This is a genomic window from Phytopseudomonas flavescens (genome assembly GCF_900100535.1).
GTDB lineage: Bacteria > Pseudomonadota > Gammaproteobacteria > Pseudomonadales > Pseudomonadaceae > Aquipseudomonas > Aquipseudomonas flavescens.
On sequence record NZ_FNDG01000014.1, the window covers coordinates 22855 to 41582 of the forward strand.

The 18728-nt window shown below is 65.0% G+C and carries 15 protein-coding genes; all 15 read left to right on the forward strand.

Features of this window, described 5'->3' with window-relative positions:
- Nucleotides 1–11 precede the first annotated feature (11 nt).
- The 15 genes from flgJ (at nt 12) to BLR94_RS17450 (ending at nt 18728) form a co-directional block, all read left to right on the forward strand.
- A complete protein-coding gene (gene flgJ / locus BLR94_RS17380; RefSeq protein ID WP_084305973.1) occupies nt 12–1217 on the forward strand; it encodes a flagellar assembly peptidoglycan hydrolase FlgJ in 1206 nt (401 codons plus the stop codon).
- A 10-nt stretch (nt 1218–1227) separates the two neighbouring features.
- A complete protein-coding gene (gene flgK / locus BLR94_RS17385; protein WP_084305975.1) occupies nt 1228–3240 on the forward strand; it encodes a flagellar hook-associated protein FlgK in 2013 nt (670 codons plus the stop codon).
- An 11-nt stretch (nt 3241–3251) separates the two neighbouring features.
- The gene (locus BLR94_RS17390) at nt 3252–4820 is read left to right on the forward strand and encodes a flagellar hook-associated protein 3 (protein ID WP_084305977.1); all 1569 of its coding nucleotides are present in this window, start codon (nt 3252–3254) and stop codon (nt 4818–4820) included.
- 187 nt (nt 4821–5007) lie between these two features.
- Complete coding sequence (gene rfbF, locus BLR94_RS17395; protein ID WP_084305979.1) at nt 5008–5778, forward strand: glucose-1-phosphate cytidylyltransferase; 771 nt, start codon at nt 5008–5010, stop codon at nt 5776–5778.
- Nucleotides 5769–6836: a CDP-glucose 4,6-dehydratase gene (gene rfbG / locus BLR94_RS17400; RefSeq protein ID WP_084305981.1), complete on the forward strand. Its 1068-nt coding sequence runs from the start codon at nt 5769–5771 to the stop codon at nt 6834–6836. The genes rfbF and rfbG overlap by 10 nt, the downstream gene beginning before the upstream one ends.
- Entirely contained in the window at nt 6829–8151 is a 1323-nt protein-coding gene (rfbH, locus tag BLR94_RS17405) for a lipopolysaccharide biosynthesis protein RfbH (protein WP_084305983.1), read from the forward strand. The genes rfbG and rfbH overlap by 8 nt, the downstream gene beginning before the upstream one ends.
- Complete coding sequence (locus BLR94_RS17410) at nt 8151–8843, forward strand: sugar phosphate nucleotidyltransferase (protein ID WP_084305984.1); 693 nt, start codon at nt 8151–8153, stop codon at nt 8841–8843. Before rfbH ends, BLR94_RS17410 begins: the two co-directional genes overlap by 1 nt.
- Nucleotides 8840–10204, forward strand: coding sequence for a GHMP family kinase ATP-binding protein (locus BLR94_RS17415; RefSeq protein WP_084305986.1), 1365 nt, complete (start codon nt 8840–8842; stop codon nt 10202–10204). The genes BLR94_RS17410 and BLR94_RS17415 overlap by 4 nt, the downstream gene beginning before the upstream one ends.
- Nucleotides 10201–12096, forward strand: coding sequence for an N-acetylneuraminate synthase family protein (locus BLR94_RS17420; protein WP_084305988.1), 1896 nt, complete (start codon nt 10201–10203; stop codon nt 12094–12096). The genes BLR94_RS17415 and BLR94_RS17420 overlap by 4 nt, the downstream gene beginning before the upstream one ends.
- Nucleotides 12097–12107: 11 nt before the next feature.
- Entirely contained in the window at nt 12108–13310 is a 1203-nt protein-coding gene (locus tag BLR94_RS17425; RefSeq protein WP_167359772.1) for an FkbM family methyltransferase, read from the forward strand.
- Nucleotides 13311–13315: 5 nt separating this feature from the next.
- Complete coding sequence (locus BLR94_RS17430) at nt 13316–15106, forward strand: thiamine pyrophosphate-binding protein (protein ID WP_167359773.1); 1791 nt, start codon at nt 13316–13318, stop codon at nt 15104–15106.
- A 2-nt stretch (nt 15107–15108) separates the two neighbouring features.
- Nucleotides 15109–15993 carry a sugar phosphate isomerase/epimerase family protein gene (locus BLR94_RS17435; RefSeq protein ID WP_084305994.1) on the forward strand — a complete coding sequence of 295 codons (885 nt, stop codon included), beginning with the start codon at nt 15109–15111 and terminating at the stop codon, nt 15991–15993.
- Nucleotides 15990–17042 carry a Gfo/Idh/MocA family protein gene (locus BLR94_RS17440; protein WP_139207468.1) on the forward strand — a complete coding sequence of 351 codons (1053 nt, stop codon included), beginning with the start codon at nt 15990–15992 and terminating at the stop codon, nt 17040–17042. The genes BLR94_RS17435 and BLR94_RS17440 overlap by 4 nt, the downstream gene beginning before the upstream one ends.
- The gene (locus tag BLR94_RS17445) at nt 17035–17865 is read left to right on the forward strand and encodes an SDR family oxidoreductase (protein WP_084305998.1); all 831 of its coding nucleotides are present in this window, start codon (nt 17035–17037) and stop codon (nt 17863–17865) included. The genes BLR94_RS17440 and BLR94_RS17445 overlap by 8 nt, the downstream gene beginning before the upstream one ends.
- Nucleotides 17859–18728 carry a class I SAM-dependent methyltransferase gene (locus tag BLR94_RS17450; protein WP_084306000.1) on the forward strand — a complete coding sequence of 290 codons (870 nt, stop codon included), beginning with the start codon at nt 17859–17861 and terminating at the stop codon, nt 18726–18728. The genes BLR94_RS17445 and BLR94_RS17450 overlap by 7 nt, the downstream gene beginning before the upstream one ends.

Consider the following 18728-nt stretch of genomic DNA (forward strand, 5'->3'; position numbering starts at 1 on the left):
AGGAACGGGACATGGATACTCGACTCTCGGCCGCCGGCACCAGCACCGTCGACAGTGGCGCCTACACCGATCTCAACCGCCTGAACCAGTTCAAGGTCGGCGGTGACAACGAGCAGAACATTCGCAAGGTCGCGAAGGAGTTCGAGTCGCTGTTCCTCAATGAAATGCTCAAGACCATGCGCTCGGCCAACGAAGCGTTCGGCGAAGGCAATTTCATGAACAGCAACGAGGCCAAGACTTACCAGGACATGTATGACCAGCAGTTGTCCGTGACCATGTCCGGCAACAAGAACGGCATCGGCCTGGCCGATGTGCTGGCGCGGCAGATGGCGAAGATGAAACAGGTCAGCGACCGGCCAAACCCCTTCGCCCAGGTCGATGCACCTGTTCCGGCGGCGCCGAGCAAACCGCTGGCGCGCAGCGCTGAGGCGAGCGCGCCCATCGCCAGCGACGAGAAGGCCCAGGCCACGCTGGACAGCGAGCGCAGCGATGTGTCGTTGCTCAACCAGCGTCGCCTGTCATTGCCGGGCAAGCTGTCTGCCCGGGTGCAGGCCGGGATCGTTCCGGGCGTCGAGGCGAGCGCCGCCGCCAGCAACGGGCAAGCACTGGCCAAGGGCGACTGGCTACCGGCCAAGTCCTATGCTGCACCCACCGAGCGCAGCCTGAGCATCAATGGCAGTGCCGAGCAGGCGGCCGGCAGGACGGTATTCAGCTCTGCCCAGGAGTTCATGGAAACCATGCTCCCCATGGCCGAGAAGGCCGCGAGCAAGATCGGCGTGGACGCGCGCTACCTGGTGGCCCAGGCCGCTCTGGAGACCGGCTGGGGCAAGTCGATCATCAAGCAGCAGGACGGCAGCAGCAGCCACAACCTGTTCGGTATCAAGACCCACAATACCTGGGGTGGCGAATCATCCACGGTGATGACCACCGAATATCAGGACGGCAGGGCGGTCAAGGAGACGGCTTCCTTCCGTGCCTACGATTCGTTCGCTCACAGCTTCGACGATTACGTGAGTTTCCTGCAGAGCAACGGCCGTTACGAAAAGGCGCTGGGCTCCACGGCCAACCCCGAGCAGTTCGCCAAGGAACTCCAGAAGGCTGGCTATGCCACCGATCCGCAGTATGCCCGCAAGGTATCGCAGATCGCCCGCAAGGTCGGTGCCTACCAGGCGGTGCAGATGCTGGCATCGGCCGATACCGGCAGCAAACGCATATAAGGACTGAGCCATGAGCAACCTGATGTCGATTGGCCTTTCCGGGGTCAGAGCCAGCCAGACGTCGCTGAACGTGACGGGTAACAACATCACCAACGTCGACACTGCCGGCTACACCCGCCAGGCCACGGTGCAGGTGTCTGCGGCGGCGCAGAAGTCGGGCAATGTGTACATCGGCTCCGGTACGACGATCGAGGATGTCAGGCGTATCTACAGCAGCTACCTGACGACCCAGGTGCGCACCTCCACGGGGCTGGACAGCGCGGCCCAGTCGTTCAATACCCAGATTCAACAGACCAACTCGTTGCTGGCGGACAGCACCACCGGCATCAGCAGCGTGCTGCAGAGTTTTTTCGCGTCGATGCAGACTGCCTCGGCCAGCCCCACCGACACCGCATCACGGCAACTGCTGCTGACTCAGGCCAGCGGGCTGACCGAGCGTTTCAACTCGGTCTACAACCAGCTCGCCGACCAGAACAGCTACATCAATCAGCAGATGTCGACCATGGCTGGCCAGGTCAACAAACTGGCCAGCAGCGTGGCGAGCTACAACCTTGCCATTACCCAGGCAAGTGCCAGTGGCGCCAGCCCGAACGATCTGCTGGACGGACGTGACGAAGCCGTGCGCCAGCTTTCCGAGCTGGTCGGGGTGACCGTGCTCGAGCAGGATGGCAACTACAACCTGTTCATCGGTTCCGGCCAGCCGCTGGTCGTCGGTGCCACCGCCTCGACCTTGTCCGCCTCGGCGAGCGCTTCCGATCCTTCGCGCTTTTCCATCTACCTGGCCCAGGGCGGTTCCAACCAGGACATCAGCTCGGTGATCTCCACGGGTTCCATCGGCGGCCTGCTCACCTACCGCAGCCAGATACTCGAGCCGACCTTCAACGAGCTGGGCCGCGTGGCACTGGTCATGGCCGATCAGGTCAACAGTCAGCTTGGCCAGGGGCTGGATCTCAATGGTGAGTTCGGGGCGTCGCTGTTCACCAACATCAACAGTGCCACTGCCATTGCCCAGCGCAGCCTGGCCAACGCCGGCAACGCGGCGGCGTCGGGCAACCTGAATGTGACGATTGCCGACTCGGGGCAACTGAGCACCAGCAATTACGAAGTGACCATGGGCGACAATGGCGACTACAGCGTGCGCCGGCTGTCCGATGGCGTCGAGCTGGGGGCCGGCAATCTGAGCGACGATCCACCGACCGTGTTCGACGGGTTCTCGATTTCCCTGCCGAGTGGCACGGTCGCATCGGGTGACCGTTTCACCGTCATCCCGACCCGTACCGCGGCGAGTACCGTCGGTACGGTGATGAGCGACGCCAGTAAACTGGCTTTCGCCGCGCCCCTGGCGGCCAACCTCACCACCGGCAACCTGGGCACGGGCACCCTGACCCAGCCGACGCTCACCACCGAGCTGGACATCTACGACACCGCCGCCAGCGCTGCGACCCAGGCAGCCATCCGCAATGGAACCCCGCTCAAGGTCGTCTTCGGCACCAGCAGCAACGGTTCGCAGAGTTATTCGGTCTACAATTCCAGCGGCACGTCCGTGGCGACCGGCAGCATCGTTCCGGGTGCCAGCAACAGCCTGGAGATTTCCATTCCCGATGCGGCGGGCAACGAGGCGTTTTCGTTCAGCATGGACGTGTCCGGCAGCCCCGCGTCGGGAGACAGCTTCACGGTGTCCTTCAACAGCGATGGTGTCTCGGATAACCGTAACGCGAAGTCTTTGCTCGGCCTGCAGAGCAAATCCACGGTTGGCCTGCAGAGCGGCGGTGGGGCCAGCATCAGCGGGGCGTACGGTTCCCTGATCGAACAGGTCGGGGCCAGGACCAACCAGGCCGAACTGGATGCCAAGGCGACCGGCAGTATCCTCAGTGGTGCTACCGCCAGCCGGGATTCCCTGTCCGGCGTCAACCTCGACGAAGAGGCTGTCAATCTGGTCAAGTTCCAGCAGTATTACAGCGCCTCGGCTAAGGTTATCTCTGTTGCGTCCGAAATATTCGATACCTTGATCAATACCTTCTGAGAGCCACCTCCATGCGTATTTCCACATCGCAAATGTACGCTTCGAGTATTTCAGGTTACTCGAAGGGCTATTCGGACATCACCAAGACCTACGAGCAGATCTCCAGCGGCAAGCGGGTCAACACGCCGGCGGACGATCCGGTCGGCGCATCTCGTCTGCTGCAGCTGGAGCAACAGCAGGGCCAGCTCACCCAGTACAGCGACAACATGAAGAGCGCGACCAACTCGCTGTCTCAGCAGGAAAGCACCCTGCAGTCGATGACCAACGTCTTGCAGCGGGCACGGGAGCTGTCCGTGCGTGCCGGCAGCGGCAGCCTGTCGAACGAGGATCGTACGTCCATCGCTCAGGAACTGGATCAGATCCAGGAGCAATTGCTGACCATGATGAACGGCAAGGACGCCAACGGACAGTACCTGTTCGCTGGTGCCCAGAGCGCTACCCAGCCGTTCGTCAAGAATGCCGACGGCACCTACAGCTATCAGGGTGACCAGAACGCTCTGTCGCTGCAGGTCTCCAGCTCCATGAACCTGATCGTCAATGACAATGGCTGGAGTTCGTTCGAGAACGTTCCCAGCGTCAGCCGCACCACTTCCACGCTGACCGCCTCACCGGCCACCGGCCAGACGGCCTATGTGGGGCAGGGGCAGGTCAGCAGCGACAAGAACTACAAGGAATTCGTCTCGGGAGCACCCTACGCGCTGGAGCTCACCAGCGACAGCGAGTACATCATCTACAGCGCCGGCGATGCGACCAAGGCGGCGCTGAGCACGGGTACTTATGATTCCTCATCGTTGAGCTCCGACAAGGTGTCGTTCCGCGGCGTGGACTTCCAGCTCAATGTCTCGCTGGATGCCGAGAGTTCGGAAACGGCGGCGACGCAGTTGACCGGCCACGTCTTCGAATTGAACGTGGCACCCGACAATTTCTCGGTCGCCGGCAACAGCAGTTCCAGCGCGAAGCTTTCCGGAGGCAGCGTGGCCGATCTGTCGGCCACCGGGGCGTACAAGACCACCTTCCCGGCCAATGGCGTCGTCATCCAGTTCAGCGACGACACCAATTATTCCGTCTATGCGCAGCCGCGCAAGGACGGCGATTCGCCCCTGGCCAGCGGCGCCCTGGACGGCAGCGGCACGCTCACCTATGCCGGCGTGTCCTTCGATGTCACCGGCACACCGGCCACCGGCGACAGCTTCAGCATCCGGGGCCGCTCTTCCAATACCCAGGGGGTGCTCGAAACCATCTCCACCCTGTCGTCGGCCCTGAAGGCGAGCAGCGACGGCAACGTGGCCGGGCAATATGCGCTCAGTGAAGCGGTGGCCGCGGGTATCAGCAACATCGACAACGCCATGAAACAGGTCGATGCGCTGCGTACCAATGTCGGCGCCCGGCTCAACACCATCGACACCCTGAGCACCGAAAACGAAAGCCTGTCGATCGCCAATGCCTCGACCCAGTCGAGCATTCGCGATACCGACATGTCGGCGGCCATCTCCACCCTGATGCTCCAGCAGACCAAGCTGGAGGCCGCCCAGGCAGCGTTTGCGCGGATCGGGCAGTTGAGTCTGTTCGATAAGCTCTGACCTTGACCACCGGCGTAGCGAGGGGTATCGAAAGTACCCTTCGCTCGCGGGAGCGGCGCCGGTCCGGACGAACAGGCATCGCCGGTTTTATCGCTGGAGTCGCTGCAGTCGCAATGGCAGAATCCTCGGCCTGGCGCGGGGTTACGGACTTTCCAGCGCTACAGATTCCGTTAAAGGCGAGACAGCGATGAAAGTGGTTATCCTGGCAGGAGGGTTGGGTACTCGCATCAGTGAAGAGTCCCACCTGCGGCCCAAGCCGATGATCGAGATAGGCGGCAAGCCGATCATCTGGCACATCATGAAGATCTACTCGCACTTTGGCATCAACGACTTCGTGATCTGCCTGGGCTACAAGGGCTACGTGATCAAGGAGTATTTCGCCAACTATTTCCTGCACATGTCCGACGTGACCTTCGACATGGCGGAAAACCGCATGCACATCCACAACCGCCATGCCGAGCCCTGGCGCGTGACGTTGGTCGACACGGGCGAGAGCACGGCCACCGGCGGCCGGCTCAAGCGTGTTCGCGACTATATCGACGGGCAGACCTTCTGCCTGACCTATGGCGACGGCGTTGCCAACATCGACGTAGCCCAGTTGATCGCCTTTCATCGCCTGCACGGCAAGCTCGCCACGGTCACCGCCGTGCAACCCCCGGGCCGCTACGGCGCGCTGGACGTGCAGGGTGAGCGGGTGCGGGGCTTTCAGGAGAAACCCCAAGGCGACGGCGGTTGGATAAACGGCGGCTTCTTCGTGTTGGAACCGGGGGTTTTCGATCATATCGACGGCGACGAAACGACCTGGGAATACGAGCCGATGCGCCAGCTTGCCGAGCAGGGGCAACTCATGAGCCACCTGCACCGGGGCTTCTGGCAACCAATGGACACCCTGCGTGACCGCGTGCTGCTCGAGGAGCGCTGGAAGAGCGGTCAGGCGGAGTGGCGGCTATGGGCGTAGAACCGGCTTTCTGGAGTGGGCGCCGGGTTTTCCTGACCGGGCACACCGGCTTCAAGGGCGGCTGGCTGGCACTCTGGCTGCAGCAACTGGGCGCCGAGGTATATGGCTATGCGCTACCCGCGGCCTCGGAGCCTTCCCTGTGGCAGCTCGCCCGTTTACAGGAAATGCTCCCGGGTACCTTCGCCGACATCCGTGACGGGCAACGCCTGGCCGATGCCATGGCGGCCTCGCGCCCGGAAGTGATATTGCACCTGGCGGCTCAGCCGCTGGTGCGCGAGTCGTACCGGACACCGGCCGAGACCTACGCGACCAACGTCATGGGCACGCTCAACCTGCTCGAGGCCGTGCGTCGTTGTGATTCGGTGCGCGCCGTCGTGGTGGTAACCACCGACAAGTGCTACGAGAACCGCGAGTGGTTCTGGCCCTACCGCGAGCAGGACAGCCTCGGCGGGCATGATCCCTACAGCAGCAGCAAGGCATGCGTGGAGTTGCTGTGTGCCTCGTGGCGCGAGTCCTTCCTGCGCCAGTCCGGTATCGGGCTGGCCACCGCAAGGGCCGGTAACGTGCTCGGTGGTGGCGACTGGTCGGCCGATCGCCTGGTGCCCGATATCCTGCGTGCCTGGCAGGCGGGCGAGCCGCTGATCTTGCGCTACCCGCAGGCCGTACGTCCCTGGCAACATGTGCTCGAGCCCCTGCACGGCTATCTGTGCCTGGCGCAGGCCTTGCTGGAGCAGGGCGATGCAGTCGCATCGGCCTGGAACTTCGGTCCCGATGTCGACGGTCTCGTCAGCGTCGCCGAGCTGGTCGAACGGCTCGCCCGGTACTGGTCCGGCAAGGCGGACTGGAGCATCGACGCCGCTGCACAGCCGCACGAGGCCGGCTTGCTTTCGCTGGACTCCACCAAGGCGCGTGCCGGGCTGGGCTGGCGACCGCGCTGGACCCTGGAACAGGCACTGGAACGAACGCTTCAATGGCACCACGCCTGGCAAGCGGGTGACGACATGCAGACATTCAGCCGCGCACAGATCGCGGCCTATCAAGGCGATGCCCATGAGTGAACAGACGGCGCAGGAGTTACGCCAGCAGATCGTCGAGCTGGTGGAGCGCTACGCCAACCTGCAAATGGCTCCAGCGGCCTTCGAAGCCGGCCGCGATGCAGTTCCGCCGTCCGGTAAGGTGATCGGTGCGCCGGAGCTGCAATCGATGACCGAAGCCGTGCTCGACGGCTGGCTGACCACCGGACGTTTCAACCAGGCGTTCGAAAGGCGTCTGGCTCGCTACCTGGGGCGCCGCGGTGCGTTGACCATGAATTCGGGATCATCGGCCAACCTGGTGGCATTTTCCGCCCTGACTTCGCCGCGCCTGGGGGATCGGGCCATCCGCAAGGGTGACGAGGTGATCGGCGTGGCCGCGGGCTTCCCTACCACCGTGAACCCGATCTTGCAGTTCGGTGCGGTGCCAGTATTCGTCGACATCGAGCTGGGCACCTACAACATCGACCCGGCGCTGATCGAAGCGGCGATCGGTCCGCGAACCAAGGCCATCATGCTCGCGCACACGCTGGGCAATCCGTTCAACCTCGGGGTCGTCCGTGAACTCTGCGACCGCTACGGGCTGTGGCTGATCGAGGATTGCTGCGATGCCCTGGGATCCACCTACCAGGGCCGCCAGGTGGGAAGTTTCGGCGATCTCGGGACGCTGAGCTTCTATCCGGCGCACCACATCACCATGGGCGAGGGGGGAGCGGTATTCACCGATTCGCCTCTGCTCCGGCGCATCGTCGAGTCCTTCCGTGACTGGGGGCGTGACTGCTACTGCGCGCCCGGCGAGGACAACACCTGCAGCAAGCGCTTCTGCTGGCAGCTGGGTGACCTGCCGGAAGGCTACGATCACAAATACACTTACTCGCACCTGGGCTACAACCTGAAGATCACCGACATGCAGGCGGCCTGCGCCCTGGCGCAGATGGATCGGCTGGAAAGCTTCATTAGCGCACGCAAGCGCAACTTCGCCTGGCTCAGCGAGCGCCTGGCCGGCTGCGCCGACCAGCTGATCCTGCCGCATGCCACGCCGGGCAGCGATCCTTCCTGGTTTGGTTTTCCGCTCACCCTGCGCGATGGTTGCGGCGTCGAACGGCTCGAGCTGCTGCGCCACCTCGACGAACAGCGGGTCGGCACACGGTTGCTGTTCGCCGGTAACCTGACGCGCCAGCCGTACATGCAAGGGCTCGATTACCGGGTGTCCGGCCGCCTCGACGTGACCGACAAGATCATGCGCGATACCTTCTGGATCGGCCTCTGGCCAGGTCTTTCCGAGGATCATCTGGAGCACGCCGCGCACAGCCTGGAAACGTACCTGCGGAGGCCGCGCTGATGCGTGCCTACGTACTCTGCGGCGGGTTTGGCACGCGCCTGCGCAGCGTGACGGACTCGCAGAAGGCGTTGGTGACGGTGCACGGCGAGCCTTTCCTGGCGCGCGTTCTGCGCCAACTGGCGAACGCGGGTGTCACCGAGGCAGTGCTGTGTGCCCATTACCGAGCGGATCAGGTTGCCGAGCAGCTTGCGGCACTCTCTCGGCACGCAGGCATCGCCTTGACTCTGGTGGTGGAGTCGGCCCCGCTGGGCACGGGTGGCGCACTGCTCAACGCGCTGCACGAGCAGCCCGTGCGGCAGCGCTACCTGGTGTTGAATGCCGACACCTTCCTCGATGCGCAGGGCTATCGGCTGGCCATTCTCGGCCAGGCCAACACGCTGCTGGCCGTGCAGGTGGAAGACCGCAGCCGATATGGCAGCCTGCTGCGAAATGCCGAAGGCCATCTGCTCGCCTTGCAGGAGAAGGGGCTCGACGGCCAGGGCCTTGTCAACGCTGGCGTCTACGCTTTCACCCACGAGGCCTTCGCGGCCACTCCGGTTCACGCCTGTTCCATGGAGCAGGATCTGCTGCCCGCGTTGCTGGCGCGTCAGGTGGTGACCGTCGTCGAGTACACCGGCCGGTTCATCGACATAGGCACACCACAATCGCTCAGTCGATACGCCGACGACTACCAGATGGAGCCTGCACCATGAGCTTGCTTGTCCAGGCACTCAGTGTCGGCGAACGCCAGAGCATCCTCGATGCGGTTGAATGTATCGAAGCGGGCGACCTGCAGATCGCCTTCGTGGTGGACAGCGACCAGCGCCTGCTCGGCGTGGTAACCAACGGCGACGTGCGCCGCTATCTGCTGCAGGGCGGGCAGACCAACCTGCCGGTTACCGCCTGCATGAACCGCGATTTCCGTTCCGCGCGCAGCGGCGCCACGCGCGAGGAACTGCTGAAGATCTTCGACCTGGGCTACAACGCCATCCCCGGGGTGGACGATGACGGCCGCCTGGTGGAGGTCTATACCCGGCTGCTGGCGGCCAGTGCGGAAGTGCCGGTGCTGGCACGGGCCCGGGCACCGGTGCGGATGAGCTTCTGCGGTGGTGGCGCCGACCTGACCTACTTCTTCATCGATCATCCGGCGGTGGTGCTGAGCTGCACCGTCGGCCTCTACGCCCATGCCACCCTGGTGCCGCGCGACGATGGCTGCATCCGCGTCTTCTCCGAGGACCTGGGCCGCGAGGAGTACTTCGACTCGCTGTCGGGCCTGTTGGCGGCTGGAGAGAAAAGCCTGCTGGCGACCATCGTCTCGGTGATCAAGCCCCGCTATGGTTTCGATCTCTACCTGCGTTCGGACTTCCCGGTGGGCTCCGGGCTCGGTGGCTCCTCCGCGGCCGCCATCGCCACCATCGCCGCGTTCAACGAGTTGCGCCAGGATCGCTGGAGCACCTACGAGATCGCCGAGCTGGCCTTTCAGGCCGAGCGCCTGTGTTTCGGTATCGCCGGCGGCTGGCAGGACCAGTACGCCTCGGCGTTCGGCGGCTTCAACCTGATCGAGTTCGAGAACCAGCGCAACCTGGTGCACCCGATCCGCCTGGAGGAAGCCATCCACAGCGAACTGGAGTCGTGCCTGGTGCTCTGCGACACCGGTATCTCCCATGACTCCGGTCAGTTGCACGAGCTGCAGCGCCGGGAGATGGAGGCCGAGACGACGCAGATTGAGCTGCTCAGTGCCAGCGTCGCCCTTTGTCGACGCATGCACCGTCACCTGATTCGCGGCGAACTGCGTGACTTCGGCCTGTGCCTGGACGAAGCCTGGCAGCTCAAGAAGCAATTCTCCTCGGCGATCAGCCACGATCGCCTCGACACCCTCTACGAGGCGGCCATCGCCGCCGGCGCGCTTGGCGGCAAGCTGCTCGGCGCAGGCGCTGGTGGCTTCTTTCTGTTCTACGTGCAACCGCAGCACCGACAGAGCGTGGTGCGTGCGGTGCGCGCGCTGGGCTGTCAGACTCAGAACTTCCGCTTCGAATCCAGCGGCGTGACCTCATGGCGAACGAAAATCCAATGACTGCATTCTCTATCGATGGCTTCGCCCTGGGCGGCGAGCGCGTCTACGTGATCGCCGAAGTCGGCAACAACCACAATGGCTCACTGGCGCTGGCGAAACAGCTGGTGGACGCTGCGATTGCGGCCGGAGCCGATTGCGTCAAGTTTCAGTTGCGCAATCGCGATGCCCTGTACCGTCGCAAGGCCGATGGCTCGCGCGCGGAGGATCTGGGGGTGGAGTACATCCAGGATCTTCTCGACAAGGTCGAACTGGGCCTCGACGAGCACCGCGAGGTGCGCAGCTACTGTGCGCAGAAGGGCATCACCTACCTGTGTACGCCATGGGACGAACCCAGTGTCGATGCCCTGGGCGACTTCGACGTGGCGGCTTTGAAGATCGCCTCGGCCGACCTGTGCAACCCGTACCAGATCGCCAAGGCGGCCAGTCTCGGTAAACCGCTGATTCTGTCCACCGGCATGTCGTTCGAGCACGAGATCGTGCGCGCCATCGAGCAGCTGAATGGCCTCGGCGTGCCCTTCGCGCTGCTGCATTGCAACAGTGCCTACCCGGCGCCGGAGGCCGATATCCAGCTCGGTTACCTGCGCCGCCTGCAGGAGCTGCATGGCCTGGTCGGCTATTCCGGGCACGAGCGGGGCATCGCCATCACGTTCGCTGCGGTTGCCCTGGGGGCCAGCCTGGTGGAGCGGCACATCACGCTGGACCGTGGCATGGAGGGGCCGGATCACCTGGCCAGCCTGGAGCCGCAAGAGTTTCGCCAACTGGTCGAGGGCATTCGCCAACTGGAACAGGCGCTACCCTGGAAAGGCCCGGGGCGCCACGCCAGCCAGGGCGAGCTGCTCAACCGCGAAAACTTGGGCAAGAGCGTGATCGCCGCCCGTGACATTCCGCGCGGCACCCCCTTCGCGCCCTCCCTGCTGCGTGTCGCCAGCCCCGGCCAGGGCCTGCCGCCCTACCGCCTGGTGGAGTTGCTCGGCAAACCGGCCAGCCGCGATATCGCCCAGGGCGACTTCCTCTTCGACAGCGACCTCGACGAGCAGGCGGTCGAGGAAAAGCGGGCGTTCAGCCTGCCGATCCGCTGGGGGGTGCCGGTGCGCTATCACGATTTCCTCGACTACCGGCGGCGCATCGAGCCCGACCTGTTCGAGTTTCACCTGTCCTACCGGGACCTGGGTCTGCGCCCGCAGTCGTTCCTCGCCGAGGTCGGCTGCTCGCGCCTGGTGGTGCATGCCCCGGAGCTGTTCGAGAACAGCGAGTTGCTCGACCTGGCCGCGGACGATGCCAGCTACCGCCAGCGTTCCATCGACAACCTGCAGCGGGTGGTGGACGCCACCCTGCAGATCGGTGAGTTCTTCCCCAATGCCGACGCCCGGCTGATCGTCGCCAATATCGGCGGCTTCTCCGCCGACCAGCCACGTCCGCTGGCCCTGCGCCCGCAGTTGTACGAGCGCTTCCACGAAGCCTGCATGCGTGTCGACTTCGCCGCTACCGAGCTGATCCCGCAGAACATGGCGCCATTTCCCTGGCACTTCGGCGGCCAGCGCCACCAGAACATCTTCATGATGCCCGAGGAGCTGGTGGCCCAGGCCCGCGAACATGGCCTGCGCCTGTGCCTGGACCTGTCACACCTGCAGATGACCTGCTTACACTTCGGCCTCGACTTCCAGGCCGCGCTGGCGCTGCTGCTGCCGCATTCGGCGCACCTGCACGTGGCCGATGCCCTGGGTGCCAACGGCGAGGGTGTGCTGATGGGCACCGGCGACATCGACTGGCCGGCGACCTGGGCGCAGGTTAGGCGGCATCCCGCGGTCAGCTTCATCCCCGAGGTGTGGCAGGGCCACAAGGACCATGGCGCCGGATTCTGGTCCGCGCTGACCTATCTGCAATCATTATGAGGAGTCCGACTATGAGCGACCCGCACCTGAGCGAACGGCTGGACACTCTGCTGAGCGAGCCGCTGGCCTCCATTCGCGAGCGCCAGAGCACGACCCTGCAGCGGCTCATCGGTGGCCTGGAACAGCCCTTCGCGCTGTTCGGTGCCAGCCACCTGGGACGCAAGGCACTGGCAGTGCTCAAGGGCATGGGCCATTCGCCCTGTGCCTTCATCGACAACAATCCCGCGTCCTGGGGCACCACCATCGACTCGGTGCCGGTGATGAGCCCGGCGCAGCTGGCCGACCAGTATCGTGGTGCGCTGCCGTCGATCATCTGCACCATCTGGAGCGGGCACATCAGCGACCGCATGAGCGAGCGCCTGGCGCCTTTGCGGGCAATGGGGTTCGAGCGCATCGCGCTGTTCGGTCACCTGGCCTGGCGCTATCCGCAGCATTTCCTGCCTCACTACTCGCTGGATTTGCCGGAGCGGGCGGCCGCCGAGGCCGCTGACATCCGCCGGGCATTCGCGCTGATCACTGACCCGGTGTCGCGGCAGCTGTTCGTCGATCACGTCGAATGGCGCCTCACCCTCGACCATGACCTGCTGCCGCCGGCATCGACACGGGCCATCTACTTCGATGCGCAGTTCAGCACCGAGAAGGCCGACGAGGTGCTCTACGATATCGGTGCCTTCAACGGCGACTCGGTGGCCGACTACCTGCAGAGTGGCCGTGGTTATCGGCAGATCCACTCGTTCGAGCCGTCGCCGGCCAACTTCGCCGATTTGCAGGGCAACCTGGCCACGCTGCGCGAGGGCGCGGAGGGCGAGCTGTTCGCCTACCCGCTGGCAGTGGGTGACAGCACGGGCGAGGTGTTCATCGAGGACAGCAGCGGCGCGGCCAGTCGCGTCGGCCACGGCAGCGAGCGGGTGAGCATCACCACCCTCGACGCGCTCTGCGAGCGAATCGCCCCGGCAAGCTTCATCAAGATCGATATCGAAGGGTTCGAGCCCCAGTGCCTGGCCGGTGGCCAGCGCCTGATCGCCGAGCGGCACCCGGTGATCGCGGTATGCGTCTACCACCTGCAGAACCACCTGTGGTCCCTGCTGCTGCAACTGCACGGGTACTACCCGCATTACCACTACCGACTTTGTCCGCATCTGGCCGAAGGCTGGGATCTGGTGCTCTACGCCGTGCCCAAAGACCGTCTACCCCAGCCGTCCAGCCCCGAGTAATGCCCATGCGTGTCGCCGATTACATCTTCGAATTCATCGCCAACCAGGGCGTCGGGCACGTGTTTTTCCTGCCTGGCGGCGGAGCCATGCACCTGAACAACGCGCTGTTCCGCCAGCCACGCTTGAGTGCCGTGAGCATGCTCCACGAGCAGGGCGCCGCCATAGCCGCGGAGGGCTATGCGCGCACCTCGGGCAAGTTCGGCGCCTGCCTGGTGACGTCCGGCCCTGGCGCCAGCAATGCTATCACCGGCCTGGCCGGCGCCTGGTTCGAGTCGACTCCGGCGCTGTTCGTTTCCGGCCAGGTCAAGCGCGCCGACCTCAAGGGTGACAGTGGCTTGCGTCAGTTGGGCACCCAGGAGCTGGACATCGTCAGCGTCGTCACGCCGTTGAGCAAATATGCCGTGTGCCTGCTCGACCCCCAGCGTGTGCGCTATGAGCTGGAGAAGGCCCATCACCTGATGCTCGGTGGCCGCAAGGGGCCGGTCTGGATCGATGTACCGCTGGACGTGCAGGCCACCGAGATCGTTCCCGATCGACTCGAAGGCTACGTGCCGGAAGGCGAAGACTGGCCGGCCGCTCCCCTGGTCGACGACCTGCAGCGCCTGGTGTTGAGCCTGCGCCAGGCGCGCAGGCCGGTATTGCTGGTGGGCAACGGGGTGCACGCGGCGGGCGGTGAGGCGGCCATGCGAGCGCTGATCGAAACGCTGGGCATTCCCACCCTGACCACCTGGATCGGCGCCGACCTGCTGGAATACAGCCATCCGCTGTACGTGGGGCGCTGCGGTACCGTGGCGCAGCGCGGGGCCAACTTCAGTGTGCAGAACGCCGACCTGGTCGTGGCCGTCGGCTGCCGGCTGGACTTCTCGATCACCGGTTTCGACCGCAGTCAGTTCGCCCGCGAGGCGGAAATCGTGGTCGTGGACGTCGATCCGGCGGAGATCGCCAAGCTCGGCGAGATGCCCGACCAGCGTTTCGTCTGCGATGCCCGGGCGTTCATGGAGCAATTGCTCGCCGCCAGCGGCAGCGCGCTTCTGGATTGCCAGGCGTGGCGCGAGCGCTGCCAGGACTGGAAGAGCGCCTACCCGGTGGTATTGCCCGAATACCGTCGGCCCAGCCAGTACGTGAACACCTACGTGTTCAGCGAGACCTTGTCCGAGGCTATGGCCGAGGGCGACCAGATCATCCCTGGGAGCTCCGGCGCCGCCCTGGATACGTTCTGGCTGTCGGTACGCCTCAAGCGTGGCCAGCGCGCCGTGGCTACCGGTGGGCTGGGCTCCATGGGCTATGGCCTGCCGGCATCCATCGGCGGCTGCCTGGGCAGCGGCGGTCGACGCACTATCTCGGTGGACGGCGACGGCGGCTTCGTGATGAATATCCAGGAACTGGAGGTGGTGCGCCGCCTGGGCCTGCCGATCAAGTACTTCGTGCTGAACAACAATGGCTATGCCTCGATCCGTGCCTCCCAGGGTGGTTATTTCAAGCAGATCATCGGCTGCGATCCGAACTCCGGCCTGAGCCTGCCGAACCTGTCCGCCCTGGCGGCGGCCTTCGGCCTGCCGGTGCGGCGCATCGATGGCGGCAGTGAACTGCGCCAGGTCGTCGACGAGGTGCTGGCCCTGGAGGGGCCGGTGTTCTGTGAAGTGATGGTCGAGCCCGACCAGGCCATCGGCCCGCGTATCACCTCGAAGATCGGTGAGAATGGCGCCATGGTGTCCAGCCCGCTGGAAGACCTCTTTCCCTTCCTGGAGCGCGACGAGCTGCGTGCCAACATGCTGATTCCGCTGGTGGACGATTGACGATGAGCGATTACCTGAGCCGCTATGCCGAGGCGGGCCTGTACACCATGCAGGGGCGCCTGAGCGCGCCGCAAGACGGCCGTTTCCAGTCCTTCCCACGCCAGAGCTGGCAGCTGGAGATCGAACGCGCCGCCGAAATCGGCCTGCGCGGCATCGAGTGGATCTACGACCTGTTCGGCGAGGGTGCCAACCCGCTGGAGACGGCAGAAGGGCGCGAAGGGCTGCGTGACCTGCTCGCACGGCGCGGGCTCAGCGTCGTGTCGATCTGTGCCGACTACTTCATGGATCGTCCGCTGCTGCGCTGCAGCCAGGCCGAGAACGTCGAGCTGATCGAGCGCCTGCACTGGCTGCTGGGCATCTGCCCGGAGCTGGGCGTGGGGCGCGTGGTGCTGCCTTTCGTCGACGCCTCGCGCATCCGCGACCAGGCCGAGCGCGACCAGGTAGTGGCCAACCTGCGCCAGGTGCTGCCGCAGGCCGAACGCCATGGCGTGGAACTGCACCTGGAAACCGACCTGGCGCCGCAGGCCTTCCGCGAATTGCTCGACCTGCTCGACCACCCGCTGGTCAAGGTCAATTACGATGCCGGCAACAGCGCTTCACTGGGCTATCGGCCCGCAGACGAGTTCGCCGCCTATGGTAGGCGCGTCGGCAGCGTGCATATCAAGGATCGCCGCCTGGGGGCCGGAACCGTGCCGCTGGGCCAGGGCGACACCGACTTCCCCAGCCTGCGCGAGCAATTGATCGAGTACGGCTACCAGGGCGACTTCGTCCTGCAGGTCGCCCGTGGCGAGGCCGGCGACGAATCGCGCTGGCTGGCCGGCATGGCCGCCCTGGCCGCCGACTGGCTGCATGGCCGAGCCCTCAACGACGAGAGAAAACCTTCGTGAAGATCCTGTTCTGCGGCCTGGGCGGCATCGGCCAGCGCCACCTGCGCAACCTGCGGCAATTGCTCGGCGACGACCTCGAGGTGCATGCCTACCGGGTACGCGGCCAGCGCATCAAGTTGCGCGACAACCTCAGTGTCGACGAGGGCGCCGACATCGAGCGGGACTACCGGATAACGGTGCACCATGACCTGGCCGAGGCCCTGGCCCAGCGACCGGCGGCGGCGTTGGTGTGCAACCCCAACGCGCTGCACGTACCGGTGGCGTTGCAGTGCGTGCAGGCCGACGTGCCGGTGTTCATGGAAAAGCCGCTGGCCAGCGACCTGGCCGGTATCGACACCTTGCTGGCCGAGGTGCAGAGGCGCCAATTGCCCTTCCTGGTCGGCTACAACTTCCGCTACCACCCCGGCCTGCGGCGCCTCAAGGCCTTGCTTGAGGCGGGCTCCTTCGGGCGCCTGCTCAGCGTGCGTGCGGAGATCGGCGAATACCTGCCCAACTGGCACCGCTACGAAGACTACCGGCAGATGTACGCGGCCCGGGCCGACCAGGGCGGCGGGGTGATCCTCTCGCAGATCCACGAGATGGACCTGATCTACTGGTTCTTCGGCCTGCCGCGCAGCATCGTCACCCATGGCGGCCAACTCAGCGGCCTGGAGATCGACGTCGAGGACACCGCCTCGTCGCTGATGCGCTGCGACGGCGCGCATGGCAGCTTCCCCATCCTGCTGCACCAGGACTACCTGCAGCGCCCGCCGGTGCGCAGCTTGCGGATCGTCGGCGACGCCGGCTACGCCGAGCTCGACCTGCTGGCCAACCGCCTGCGCGTGTACGATGCCGAGGGCACGTTGTGCGAGTCGGACGACTTCCCCGGCTTCGTGCGTAACGACATGTTCCTGGCCCAGGCGCGCCATTTCCTCGCCTGCCTGGGCGGCGACACCCCGGCCGTGAGTCTGCACGATGGCGTGCAGAGCCTGCGCCTGGCCCTGGCGGCGCTGCGGTCGCTGAAAGAGGGCCGGGAAGTGGCGCTGAGCGAGGTGAACGTCGATGGCTGACGTGCAAAGCCTGTTCCGCCTGGACGGCCGGGTGGCCATCATCACCGGCGGCGGCGGCCTGCTCGGTTACCAGCATGCCGCCACCATCGCCGATCTCGGTGGCCGACCGGTACTGGTCGACATCGATGCCGCGGGTCTGTCGGCCAATCTTGCCCGGCTCGCCGGCGAGGCCGGCTGCCAGGCCCTCGGCCTGGAGGCCGACATCACCGACCTGGAAGCCCTGCAGGCGGCCGGCGAGCGTGTACTGGCGAGCCATGGCCAAGTGGATATCCTGATCAACAACGCGGCGCGCAATCCCAAGGTGGAGAGCGCCGGCGACAAGGATTTCTCGCGGCTCGAGCACTTTCCCTGGGAACAGTGGCAACTGGACCTCAACGTGGGCCTCGGAGGCGCCTTCAACTGCGCCAAGGTATTCGGCGCCCAGATGGCCCGGCAGGGCGGCGGCGTGATCGTCAATATCGCTTCGGACCTCGGGGTGATCGCGCCGGACCAGCGCCTGTACCGCATCGACGGTCGCGAGGCCGGGCAGCAGCCGGTCAAGCCGGTCACCTACTCGGTGGTCAAGCACGGCCTGATCGGCCTGACCAAGTACCTGGCCACTTACTGGTGCGAGCAGGGCGTGCGCTGCAACGCGCTGTCGCCCGGTGGCGTCTATGCCGGGCAGAACGACGTGTTCGTCAGCAAGCTCAGCCAATTGATCCCGCTGGGCCGCATGGCCGAGGCCGACGAGTACCGGGGCGCCATCGCGTTTCTCTGCTCCGATGCCTCGTCGTATATGAACGGCGCTAACCTGGTCGTCGATGGAGGCCGCAGTACATGGTGAACCGCGAACTGATCGCCGGTAGCTGTATCTGCTGCGCCGGTAGCCGCCTGCACCGTTCCTCGGCGGTGCTGATGCCATTCGTCGCCCACCGTGTGTTCGGCCATGAGCCGGTGGAAATCACCGCCGATTGGGGGCTGCGTGACCTGCGCCACGGCATGGCCTATACCCTGTGCAATTCTCTGCAGTGCCAGGACTGCGGTGCGTTGTTTCTCGACTACCGTTTCACCGATGCGCAGATGGCCGCGCTCTACCACGATTACCGGGGGGAGGCCTACAACGCCGAGCGGATCCGCTACGAGCCCGGCTACGCCAGGGTGGTGGAGCACTACGAGGAGCGCGCGCCCTACGTGAGCGAGGTGGAGGCCTGGCTCGCACCGCACCTGCCGGGGAAACCCGCGGTCCTCGACTGGGGTGGCGACAGTGGCATCAACAGCCCCTTCCGTGAATCCAATCGTCTGTTGCATATCCACGATATTTCCGGCGTCGAGCTGGTCGCTGGCGCGCAACGCGTGAAGCTGGAAAACATCGATTCGCACCGTTACGACCTGGTGGTGTGCAGCCAGGTGCTCGAGCATGTCGCCTGTCCCATGGCGTTCGTCGGCCAGTTGCTCGCGGCCATGGGGCCGCAAACCCTGCTGTACCTCGAGGTGCCCCATGAGGCGTTGATCCGGGAACATCCCGGCAGTCTCGAACTGGCGCCACTCAAGCGGCACTGGCACGAGCACGTCAATTTCTACAACGAGACCGCGCTGCGTCGCCTGCTCGAACGCCTCGGCCTGAGCCTGGTCGACACCCTGCACCTGCCAGTGGACTTGGGCTGGACCCGCAGCCAGATCCTTGGCGTACTGGCCAGGCGGAGTTGA

Coding starts and splice junctions, on each gene's coding strand:
- flgJ (WP_084305973.1), top strand. CDS start 12: ATGGATACTCGACTCTCGGCCGCCGGCACCAGCACCGTCGACAGTGGC.
- flgK (WP_084305975.1), top strand. CDS start 1,228: ATGAGCAACCTGATGTCGATTGGCCTTTCCGGGGTCAGAGCCAGCCAG.
- BLR94_RS17390 (WP_084305977.1), top strand. CDS start 3,252: ATGCGTATTTCCACATCGCAAATGTACGCTTCGAGTATTTCAGGTTAC.
- rfbF (WP_084305979.1), top strand. CDS start 5,008: ATGAAAGTGGTTATCCTGGCAGGAGGGTTGGGTACTCGCATCAGTGAA.
- rfbG (WP_084305981.1), top strand. CDS start 5,769: ATGGGCGTAGAACCGGCTTTCTGGAGTGGGCGCCGGGTTTTCCTGACC.
- rfbH (WP_084305983.1), top strand. CDS start 6,829: ATGAGTGAACAGACGGCGCAGGAGTTACGCCAGCAGATCGTCGAGCTG.
- BLR94_RS17410 (WP_084305984.1), top strand. CDS start 8,151: ATGCGTGCCTACGTACTCTGCGGCGGGTTTGGCACGCGCCTGCGCAGC.
- BLR94_RS17415 (WP_084305986.1), top strand. CDS start 8,840: ATGAGCTTGCTTGTCCAGGCACTCAGTGTCGGCGAACGCCAGAGCATC.
- BLR94_RS17420 (WP_084305988.1), top strand. CDS start 10,201: ATGACTGCATTCTCTATCGATGGCTTCGCCCTGGGCGGCGAGCGCGTC.
- BLR94_RS17425 (WP_167359772.1), top strand. CDS start 12,108: ATGAGCGACCCGCACCTGAGCGAACGGCTGGACACTCTGCTGAGCGAG.
- BLR94_RS17430 (WP_167359773.1), top strand. CDS start 13,316: ATGCGTGTCGCCGATTACATCTTCGAATTCATCGCCAACCAGGGCGTC.
- BLR94_RS17435 (WP_084305994.1), top strand. CDS start 15,109: ATGAGCGATTACCTGAGCCGCTATGCCGAGGCGGGCCTGTACACCATG.
- BLR94_RS17445 (WP_084305998.1), top strand. CDS start 17,035: ATGGCTGACGTGCAAAGCCTGTTCCGCCTGGACGGCCGGGTGGCCATC.
- BLR94_RS17450 (WP_084306000.1), top strand. CDS start 17,859: ATGGTGAACCGCGAACTGATCGCCGGTAGCTGTATCTGCTGCGCCGGT.